Annotated in this window: 7 protein-coding genes; 1 reads left to right on the top strand and 6 read right to left on the bottom strand. The window is 59.5% G+C overall.

Translation table 11 applies throughout. From position 1 onward, the window contains the following. The 3 genes from WBG04_RS16495 to WBG04_RS16485 form a co-directional block, all read right to left on the bottom strand. The coding region (locus tag WBG04_RS16495; protein ID WP_424315673.1) for a DEAD/DEAH box helicase at nt 1–1,142 on the bottom strand (1,142 nt) is incomplete at its 3' end. Nucleotides 1,143–1,232: 90 nt separating this feature from the next. After that, nucleotides 1,233–2,723 (bottom strand): FAD-dependent oxidoreductase, encoded by a 1,491-nt coding sequence (locus tag WBG04_RS16490; protein ID WP_424315671.1) that lies wholly within the window; start codon nt 2,721–2,723, stop codon nt 1,233–1,235. Nucleotides 2,724–2,892: 169 nt separating this feature from the next. Then, complete coding sequence (locus tag WBG04_RS16485; RefSeq protein ID WP_424315669.1) at nt 2,893–3,735, bottom strand: hypothetical protein; 843 nt, start codon at nt 3,733–3,735, stop codon at nt 2,893–2,895. A gap of 446 nt (nt 3,736–4,181) precedes the next feature. Here WBG04_RS16485 and WBG04_RS16480 point away from each other — a divergent pair, with 446 nt between their 5' ends. Next, a complete protein-coding gene (locus WBG04_RS16480) occupies nt 4,182–4,892 on the top strand; it encodes a DUF4328 domain-containing protein (protein WP_424315667.1) in 711 nt (236 codons plus the stop codon). 96 nt (nt 4,893–4,988) lie between these two features. On the opposite strand, the gene dxs is transcribed toward WBG04_RS16480, so the two are convergent. Genes dxs through WBG04_RS16465 form a run of 3 tightly spaced genes read right to left on the bottom strand, consistent with a single transcriptional unit; the run spans nt 4,989 to nt 8,981 of the window. Next, nucleotides 4,989–6,881, bottom strand: a complete 1,893-nt coding sequence (gene dxs, locus WBG04_RS16475; protein ID WP_424315665.1) for a 1-deoxy-D-xylulose-5-phosphate synthase — start codon at nt 6,879–6,881, stop codon at nt 4,989–4,991. Beyond that, the gene (gene xseB / locus WBG04_RS16470; RefSeq protein WP_424315663.1) at nt 6,859–7,158 is read right to left on the bottom strand and encodes an exodeoxyribonuclease VII small subunit; all 300 of its coding nucleotides are present in this window, start codon (nt 7,156–7,158) and stop codon (nt 6,859–6,861) included. Before xseB ends, dxs begins: the two co-directional genes overlap by 23 nt. After that, nucleotides 7,158–8,981 (bottom strand): ArnT family glycosyltransferase, encoded by a 1,824-nt coding sequence (locus WBG04_RS16465; RefSeq protein ID WP_424315662.1) that lies wholly within the window; start codon nt 8,979–8,981, stop codon nt 7,158–7,160. Before WBG04_RS16465 ends, xseB begins: the two co-directional genes overlap by 1 nt. Nucleotides 8,982–9,007: the final 26 nt, after the last annotated feature.

The raw sequence follows: 9,007 nt of genomic DNA, 5'->3' as shown, positions 1-9,007 counted from the left end.
CCTTTGCGGATGCGGTGCCATTCGTCGAAGCGCTCGCCTTGGGAGAGGTTCGAGTGGAGGACGGCGACTTGTTCCTGGACGTGGGCGAAGCGGGCACGGAAGCGGCGGACGGTTTGGGGGGTGAGGGAGATTTCGGGGACAAGGACGAGGACGGTTTTGCCGAGCTTGAGGGTGGCGGCGGCGGCCTGGAGATAGACTTCGGTTTTGCCGGAGCCGGTGACGCCTAACAGTAAGAACGGCTTCGCCGGAGTGCCGAGTGCCGGGTGCCGAGTGTGAAGAGGAAGGGATGGGGATGTGGGCGGGGAATTGCGAAACGCCAAGTCGCCAAGTTCGCCAAGGTTTTGATTCTTGAGTTCGGTCTCGTTTTTGGCTTCGCCTTCGACGCCGACTGAAGTCAGCGGTCCGGATGTGGGCTCGGGTTGTGTGGAAGGAGATGCAATCTCCTTCTCCATATTGGACGGTGCCTCTGGTTTTGGAATTGGAAATGGATCATTGGAAATTGAAGCCAGAATGGCGTCGAGCGCGACTTGCTGTTCGTCGGTGAGGGCGAGGGGGGTGTCGGGGAGGATCTCGTCGAGGCCGTCGGCTTCTGGGTCGCGGCGGACTTCTTCGTCGATGAGTTTGACGAGGCCCTTTTTTGCCAGGGATTTCACGGAGGTGGCGGCGCTGGATCCGAGTTCGGTGAGGGGGAGTTTGTGGTCAGGGGCGTGGGCGAGCAGGCTTAGGATGGTGTGCTGTTTCGGGGCGCGCTTCTCGAGGTTGGCGAGGGTTTCTTCGTCGGGAGTGCCTTCGAGGACGACGGACTTGCGGCTTTTGGCGGAGTTTTCCTCGGTGCGGACGGCTTCGGGGAGCAGGGCGCGGACGACGCTTTCCATACTGCATCCGTAGTAGTTGGCGATCCAGCGGCCTGCCTCGAGGAGCTTGGGGGTGATGAGGGGCTCGGGGTCGGTGAGGGCGTCGAGGGGACGCAGGGCGAAGCCGAGGTCGGTGGACTCGACGACCTGAAGGACGGTGCCTGAGGAGGAGCGGTTGCGCAGCGGCACGCGGACACGGCAGCCGGCGACGACCGGAAGGTCGTCGGGGATGGCGTAGTCGAAGACGAGCTCGGAAGGGCCGTCGATGAGGACGCGGGCGGCGGGCATCTGGATGAGTGAACCGCCTAACGACCGAGGCCGCCAAGGAATTTGACGGCTTGAGTAATGATCCTTCCGGAAAGGTGAGGGCCGGAGCCCCTATTTTCCTTCCGCCCAGTCCCAGCGGGGGTCCCGGACGAAGCCGAGGGCCTGCTTGACGTCGACGCCTGATTTCGCCTGTTTTGCGAGGAAAGCACAGCGCTGCTGCCATTTTCGGGTTTGCTTGGAGTCAGGTTCGTATTGCTTCCGGCACGGGGCCTTGTTGCCGACCAGCATGACGAGGAACCCTTCGACTCCGAAATCGTTGACGAAGTCGGGGAGGAGGTGGCGGATCAGGACGGAGGGGCCGTTTTCCTCGTAGAAATCGAGCACGTCCTGGATTCCCGAGAGGTCGGTTTCCTCACGGCATCGCTTCCAGAAGGGTGTGTCGACGGCGGTATTGAACTTGTAGTGAAGTCCGAGGAAGTCGCGAATCAGCGACCATTCCTTCTGTTGAAGTCCGTTGTACATGTCCCGCATGGTCGAGGAGAGCTCGAGTGTCGATTGCTGGATCATGGTCGCGAGCGCCTTGCACTGGGAACAGATGACCATCAGTGCCGTGGCTTCCAGGGGTTCGACGAAGCCTGCGGCATTGCCGACGGAGAAAACGTTGTCGACCCAGGGGCGACGTCGATGGCCGGCAGTGAAGGGAACGAATCGTGGGGTGTCGGGAACCTTGGGGTTCTTTCGTCGGAACTCCTCGAAGGCCTGCTCGTCGGAGATCATGTCGGATGAGAAGACGTAGCCACGATTGATGTGTTGTTCGTGCTCGATCTGCCAGCACCAGCCCGAGTCCATTTGTTCGGCGGTGGTGTAGGGGAGGATGGGCTCATCGCCGCGTTCCCACCCGCCGACCACGGCGCGGTCACAGAACAGTGTCTTGTCAAAACTGACGAATGGCTCCTCGAGCACCTTGCCGATCAGCTCGCCCCGGAAGCCACTGGCATCGACGAACAGGTCGGCATCGATTCGTCGTCCGTCGGACAGATGGATGGCCTCGATCCCGTTGTCGCCGCGTTCGGCCCCTGTCATTTTTCCCTCCGTGATCCTGACTCGTGAGGCGACCGCTTCGCTTTCGAGGCATTCGACGAGATGCTCGTTCTCGATGTGGAAGGAATGGCCACCTTGGATGAAGGGGGAACCGTTGGGTTTGCGGATGAAGGCCTTGCCTTCGTCCATCAGGCAGGACGAGACCGAGGCTTGGGAAAAGCTTTCCCGGCAGAAGAAACCATTCGGGGCCTTGAGTTCGTTGAATTCCTGATCGAGCTGCTGGTCAAAGGTGTAGTTGAAGCTGCCGCGAGGACCCCACTTGAAGCGGATGCCGAGCTTCCATGTCGGCTTCGCGAGCTCATAGAAGCGTTTCCGCTTGATGCCGACATAATTGAACAGGTGGCTGACCAGATTCGGGGTGCTGCCTTCGCCCACGCCAATGATGCCGATATCAGGGTCCCTGACGATTTCCACCTCGAGTTGGGGCAGCTTGCGTTTGAGGGTCAGCGCGGCGAGAAGCCCCGCACTGCCGGACCCGAGGACGACCACCTTTTCAATCATGTTCGAACTGTTAGTGGGCCTGCCAGGATGATCAAGCGGAGGGTTTGTCAGGAGTCATCCGGAGCCGCAGAAATGCTCGGCACATGGACCTGCTCTTCTTCATTTCCAGCTTGGAACAGAGAAGGCGGACCTGATCAGGTCCGCCTTTTGGAGATTCAGACGACGATTCTCAGCGGCGACGGCGTAGGAGTCCCAGGATTCCCAAGCCACCGAGAATGGCGACCGAGGGCTCCGGAACGGGGTTGGTCGTATCGACCCCGCTTGTGTAGTAGATGTTGTCGTGCAGAACGGCAGAATCTGCGCCTCCTGCCGCCATGAAGCCGATGGCATTCAGGTCCTGACCGATTCCAAGGCCAGCTCCACCGGTGTTCACATAGGCGCCAGTGCCTGCGAAGGAGCCCGCCGCCGTGCCGGTCGAGGTGAAGACATCGAAGCTTGGAGCAGTAAGGTCGTTGTCGACGACAAGCCAGACGTTGTACCAAACATCCAAAGTCGCGTCGGTAATGAGATTGATATCTCCGTCGGCGGGCGTCGTGACCTTCAGGTCAGCCGTGCCATCGCCGGCACCGGCGAAGAACGGCATGACGTTGAAATCCTGCCACGCGTTGGAGTCATCAATGGTGCTGATGGAGGGAGAGAGTCCCATCATTACATCGAAAGCGCCACCCGCGCTGGAGGGCTTGAATTGGAAGAAAATCGTGCCAGTGGTTCCCGCAGCGATGCCAGCCGTGCCGGTGATATCCTTTTTGGCACCGCGCCATGCGGCACCACCTTTGGTTTCCAAAGACAGAACCTTGTCGGAGGCCACGACGTTTGAATTTCCAGTGCCATCGAAAACGGACGTCCAGCTTCCACCGGTCGCGGTCGTGGTAGGGCCTGCCGAGTAGCTGTCGAAGTTGTCGAGAAGCGACCATGCCGCTTGAGCAGATGGGGCCGCGAGAGCGAAGGCTCCGCTCGTGGCGGCGACCAACATCAAGCGGGAACGTCCTGTTTGAGAATGAGTAATGTTCATGGATTTTTTCAGATGTTTTCGAACTGTTCCTGACGATGTGACGATGTGTCAGGAATCGAGCTGAGTGAGGTTTTAAGACATGGCACCCTCAATTGCTTGTATCGTCCCGTCTCTTTCTTGTAAGATCCCGACGAACTGCCGGGATTGCTCGGGTCTTCCATTCCAGCGCGATTGTTGGCCTCTGATGAACAGCAAGCTCCGGGTTGTTGACCTTGAGTAAGCGAGGTTTCCCGGGCGACGCCAGGAGACTTCCCTCTACCTGACTCACATGGTGCTCAATCTTGCCGACACGGTGGGAGGCAGGTTCCCCTGGTTGGGTGGCACTGATAAGCCGGGAGGTCGTTGATGAGGACGCGGGAGAGGGGCATGTGGTATCAGGGGAACATCGCCTGTCCATCCCGGCCTCGGCGAAGGTCGAAATGGAGGTTTTTCAGTCACGGTCTCAAATGATTCGCTCGACCTATCAGGAGCTCGGGGCTTTGGATGGGGGTGTGGATCAGCACAACCCTTACGCGACTCCTCAATCAGCTGAGCCGGCAGTGGATGGCGATCCGCTTTATGCGAAAGTGGATGATCCTGGGACTTTGGGCAGAACTTGTATCAGCCTGCTGATCGTTACGACGGTGTTCGACCTGTTGAGCTATTTTCTGGTTCCGATGCTTTCCTTGGAGTCCCCATTATTCGGGCCTTTGTCACTGATGGAAACGGTTTCCGGCTGGCTGATGCTTGTCTATTTGGTGGCTTTTCTGTGTTGGAATTATCGGGTGCTGCGCAATGCAAAGCGGGTGGCGCCTGATCGGATGACGGTGAGTCCCGGAATGGGAGTGGGGAGCTACTTTATCCCGATCTTGAATTTCTGGGTTCCAGCGAAGGCCCTGCTTCAAGCGAGCCGGATCACGGGCACGAGTACCGGCTTGGTTCTTGTTTGGTGGATTTTGACGCAGGCATTTTTGGTTTTCGTGATCGTCTACGGATTCTGGGTCTTTTCCGGGGCTTCGATCACCCCTGAGATGATGGAGGGGAGTGTCATTGGGGAAAGTCAGGACGATTGGGTCATCACCTTTTTGACCTTGATGGACCCAGTGATGGTGGCGATTGAAGTCCCGATGATCTGGGCGCTCAGTCAGCGTCAGCGTGACTGGGCGCAACGAAGCTGAGGTGAATCGAGGCGGACCGCCTCTCTAACGGCCTGCGCCGGGCCGGCGCAGCTACGGTTTGTGGCTGAGGGCTTTTGGGAGTCGGATGAGGCTCCTTTAGAAGTGCTTCATCACCTTTCCGACGGCGTTTTCGACGGTGAGGCCGTGGAGTTCGCGGAGGATGTCGATCTTGCCGTGTTCGATGAACTCGTCAGGCCAGCCGATGCGCTCGACGGGGGTGTCGATGTCGACCTCGTTGAAATGCTCGATCACGCCGCAGCCGAAGCCGTTCATCAGGACGTGGTCTTCGAAGGTGCAGACAACCTTGGCGTTGCGGGCGACCTTTTCGAGGAGTTCGGTGTCGAGCGGCTTGATGAAGCGCGGGTTGACGAGGGAAACCGAGAGGCCCTTTTCCTCGAGGCGTTTCTTCGTTTCGACGGCCATTTCGAACATGGTGCCGAGGCCGATGAGGGCGACGTCGCTGCCTTCGGCAATGAGTTCGCCTCTTCCAAGGATGATGGGTTCGCAGGGAGCGTCGACCGGGGTGCCGTCGATCGGGCCGCGTGGGTAGCGGATGGCGGTGGGGCCATCGTCGTAGGCGGCCATCCATTTGAGCATGGCGACGAACTCCGCTTCGTTCTTCGGCTGCATGTGGATGATGCCGGGAACGGGTCGGAGGTAGCCGATATCGAAGAGGCCGTGGTGAGTCGGGCCGTCGTCGCCGGAGAGGCCGCCGCGGTCCATGCACAATCTAACAGGCAGGTTCTGCAGGGCCATGTCATGAATGATCATGTCGTAGGCGCGTTGCATGAAGGTCGAGTAGATCGAGAGGAAGGGGCGGATGCCTTTCGTCGCGAGGCCACAGGCGAAAAGCGCGGCATGTTCCTCGGCGATCCCGACGTCGAAGTAGCGCTCGGGGATCTCTTTCTTGAAGATATCGAGCTTGCTGCCGCCGGGCATGGCGGGGGTGATGGCGACGATCTTTTCGTCTTCCTTGGCGAGGTCGGTGACGGTGCGGCCGAAGATTTCCGAAGCGGTCGGGGTGCTGGAAGCACTAGTGGAGCCGTCCTCGACCTTGTAGGTGCCGAGGCCGTGGAATTTCCCCGGGTTGTCGAGGGCGGGTTGGTAGCCGCGGCCCTTTTCGGTGATGATGTGGAGGACGACCGGTTCGTTGAGGGTCTTGAGGTATTCGAAGGTGCGGATCAGCAATGGCAGGTCGTGGCCATCGATCGGGCCGAAGTAGCGGATGCCGAATTTCTCGAAGAGGACGTTCGGAAAGATCAGGTTCTTGGCGCTTTCCTCGACCTTGTGGGCGAGGTTGCGGGCGGCCTTGCCGGCAATTTTCTCGACGAAGTCGGCGGCGGTGTGGCGCACCGAGGCGTAGGTCGAGTGGGTTTGGAGGGCATTGAAGTAGCGGGCGATGGCACCGACGTTCTTGTCGATCGACCACTCGTTGTCATTGAGGACGACGATGAATTTTTTGGTCGTTTCGGCGATGTTGTTGAGAGCCTCGAGGGTCGGTCCGCAAGTGAAGGCGGCATCACCGGCGAGGGCGACGACGTGGGAATCGTCTTTCAGAAGGTCGCGGGCGGCGGCCATGCCGAGTGCGGCGGAAAGGGCGGTGCCGGCGTGGCCCGCGCCGTAGCAGTCGTGTTCGGATTCGGTGCGCAGCAGGAAGCCGTTGAGGCCCTTGTAGGTCCTGATCGTATCGATCTTGTCGGCCCGACCGGTGAGCATTTTGTGGACGTATCCCTGGTGGGCGACGTCGAAGACAAAGTGATCCTTCGGGGTGGAGAAGATCTTGTGGAGGGCGATGGTGAGTTCGACGACACCGAGGTTGGGTCCGAGATGGCCGCCGGTGCGGGCCAGATTGGTGATGAGGGCTTCACGGATCTCATCGGCCAGCTTGAGCAGGTCGGCTTCGGAAAGGGATTTGACGTCATCCGGAGAGCGGATGCCGGTGAGGATGGGTCCAAGGGTGGGGCGGTCAGAAGAGGCGGATGTCGTCATCGTCGTCGGTGTCGTCCGATTCATCGGACGTGTCAGGGGACAAGCTGGAGTCAGGAGCGGATTGTTGCGCCGCAATGGTTTGAAGTCGTTTCTTGGCTGAGGCGAGCACGGATTCGCAGTGGGTCAACAACTGGGTGCCTTGTTCGAACTTGGCGACCAAGTCTTCGAGGGGAAGTTGATCTTCCTCCATGGCGCCGACAATCTGCTCGAGTTCGGCCATGGCCTTCTCGAAGTTGGGTCCGGTTTCCTCGCTGGGGTTGGCTTTCTTGCGGGGCATCAATTGCTCTGGGTTGAATCGGAGATCTGCTTTTCGCTGTAGTAGATCATCTGCTGACCAAGGATCGGCATCCGGTAGGGGAAGCGCCGCTGGATTTCAGCGAGGGTCGGTGCCTTGTCGTAAATCGAGAAGCCGGGTCTTGTTGGGGTGGGTCCGGTGACCGACGCGATCGTGCCGTCGAGAACGAGAGGGGCGAAGTCACCACGTTCGTAGGTGTTTCCTTCAGCTCGCGAATTCGGCGTGATGAGGATGCCTGAAAGTCGGGTTCCCAGATCGGTCGCCTTGTTGTCCAGACTGAGGAGTTCCTCCTTGGAATTCGGCAGCCAGATGCAGTGGGCGTCCGAATACCAGGCGACGGCCCACGGGAGGTCGGAGACGACGATTTCCGGCTGACGTTCATCCTTCACGACCCAATCGCCGAGACCGCGGTTGAGCACCAGCGGGTAGTAGGGAGGCCATTGCGGCCAACCGCCTTTGTCCGAAATCGTGAGATACATGCGGATGTCCTTGGGAAGGCTGAGGAGCATCGGTGCTGCCGAGAAGGCGACGATCGCAATGTAGTGGACATTTCGCAGCATCGGCTGGGTCGAGACCACATTGAGCCGACTCCAGAGGATCGACACGAAGGCGAGACCATAGGCCGCCATGATGGGGGCGAAGAGGATGTGGATTTGATTGGGATGCAGGGCGATGTCGCTATCGATGCCGAAGATCGCCATGCCAATGGCTCCGAAGAACCACATCAGCAGGATCAGCCAACGGAAGCTGGCGATCGAGGGCCGCTTGAAGGGATGCAGCAGGGAGAGGAAGAAGATCGGTGCCGCGATGATGCCTCCGAGGAAGGGGATCAGGTCGGTCGCTTGAACGAGGGTGGTGCCGAGAATTTTCAGCATCAGGCCATCGATCCCCAGGGGAACGTTGCTGAGATCCTGGGTCCGCATGACAAGTGCTTCACTGCCACCGGAGAGGCCATTGTAGAAGACGAAGCGGGCGATGCCAAAGGGTTCTCCCGAAGCATCGGCCATCCGGTAGATGGGCCAGACGACGGCGATCGCGAGAACCGCCAGCGACGAGAGCGCGACGATGCCACGAGGTCGGAAGGCGATGGCGGCGTAGATCAGGAAGCCGAAGAAGATCCAGGCAGTGATCCAGTGGGTGAGGACCATGAGCGAGAAGAAGACGGACGCAAAGACCGCGGGCAACAGGGAGCCTCGTCCTTCTTCTTGAGACTCGACGGCGCGGTAGGTGAAGTAGAGACCGCAGGTGAAGAGCAGCAGCAGGAGCATCTGGGGTAGGCCGCTCTGGGAAAAGCTCCAGAAGAGATTGCATAAAAGCATTAGGAGCGCCGTGACCCCGGCAATTTTCCCATCGAAGACGCGACTCACCAGCAGATAGGTGACCCCGATTGCCATGAGAAAGAAGAGGGTGGAGACGAGGGCGACGACCCGGTCGAGCGGGTAAATCAGTTCCTTTGGACCCATTTCCCAAGAATCCTCCTTGTCGACGCCGACCAACTTGAAGACCGCGCCGAGGACGAGCGGATTAAGCGGAGCGTGGTAGGTGTCGCGCAGGCCGGTGAAGGGCAGGGTGGACTCGGCCTGGGTCTCGGCGAGGTGATGCTCGAGCGGCCGGATGTTTTTTGTCGTCAATCCCTCCCCGCGAGCGACCTGACGTCCAATTTGGGCCTGGTCCATGGCCTGTTCGGTTCCGAGACCTCGAAAGAGCACCAGCAGGTGGATCAGGGTCAGGCAGACGAGGACAACGAAGAAAATGATCCGACGGACGATGACGGAACCGTCGAACTGGGTAGTAGAATCTCTCATTGGGGAAGGACTGAAAAGCCGGGTCT

Source organism: Haloferula sp. (assembly GCF_049672945.1).
Taxonomy (GTDB): Bacteria; Verrucomicrobiota; Verrucomicrobiia; order Verrucomicrobiales; family Akkermansiaceae; genus Haloferula.
Note: the sequence above shows the minus strand (reverse complement) of the source record. Positions and strands in the feature narration are given on the sequence as shown.